Origin of the sequence: Vibrio sp. 10N.222.49.C12 (assembly GCF_041475025.1) — a bacterium.
Taxonomy (GTDB): Bacteria; Pseudomonadota; Gammaproteobacteria; order Enterobacterales; family Vibrionaceae; genus Vibrio; species Vibrio crassostreae_C.
This window is the reverse complement of sequence record NZ_JBFRVF010000029.1, coordinates 1-1,042: the sequence shown is the minus strand read 5'-3', so window position 1 is coordinate 1,042 and position 1,042 is coordinate 1. Positions and strand designations below refer to the sequence as shown.

The 1,042-nt window shown below is 45.4% G+C and carries 1 protein-coding gene; it reads right to left on the bottom strand.

Annotated elements, in window-relative coordinates; all coding sequences use genetic code 11:
- Nucleotides 1–88 precede the first annotated feature (88 nt).
- Nucleotides 89–1,042: helix-turn-helix domain-containing protein (locus AB4583_RS10535; RefSeq protein ID WP_372117269.1), on the bottom strand; the 954-nt coding region annotated here is incomplete at its 5' end.

Below are 1,042 nucleotides of genomic sequence, written 5' to 3'. Positions count from 1 at the left end.
TGTGATTACCGAGGGAGGTTGACGGTCTAATTACCGAAGGACTCTGTCATAGTCTTATTAATAGTAGTCAACCATGACAGTTCTGCTCTTATTCGATAATTGATGCCTCGGCACGAGCTTCCCGTAACTCTCTTGTATTCAGCTTTTCTTCAAGCCAGATGTTCCTTACTGTTGAGTGGCTAATTGAGATGTTAAATCGCTTTCTCATCTCACCACTGATCCTGATCGATGTTAGATGAGGTAATTTGAGCGTTAATGAGATGACGACATTTCGAGTCTTCTCATCGATGCGGTTACTGTGCCTTGATTGGCCATACATACGTTTCAAAGCTAATGGACCATGTGCTTCGAGAAGTTGACGGTTGTTGTGAATGCTTTTGACAGAGCAACCGCTCTGCCGAGCAGCTTCTCTCACATTGCCTAACTCCTTGGCAAGTTCAATAGCATCGAGCTTTTTCTGAACTTCTTCCCCGTATTCTTTCCTAGAGCTAGGCTCAACAAGCTCTTTAATGGACAGCTCTCGGTCAGCAAAGTAAGCGGCGAAGTTACCATCAAGTTGCTTACGTAGCTCAACTTGTTGACTCACGATAGAGTGCCTTAACGGAGAGGTAATTTGATACATTGCGTTACCATAACTGAAGGTATGGTCCCGACGGATTTTTCGATATTCTTTTTGGATACATATCGCATCGAGGTTTAGGTGTTTCGGAACGGGCTTATGTTCCGAGCGCACCTGCTTAGCGTTGACGGTGAGGGTTGTCGCCCAATAGTCAGGGATGAAAGTGTTTTGCAGGTAGTCATTTGCGCTATTCATATCGGTGATCCCCGCCAGTCTTAACTCAGGGACGAGACGATCTTGGAACGTATCGAAGGCACGTTCGATACGACCTTTTCCTTGGGGGGAGTTGGCAAAAATAATTTCTATACCAAGCTCTTCGCAGGCTCGTTGCATCTGAGAGAAGTGGCAGCGTTTTGGTCCACCAAAGATACCCGCTCTATCGACATAAAGCGTCTTAAAAAGCCCCTTTTTTTCGATATAAGC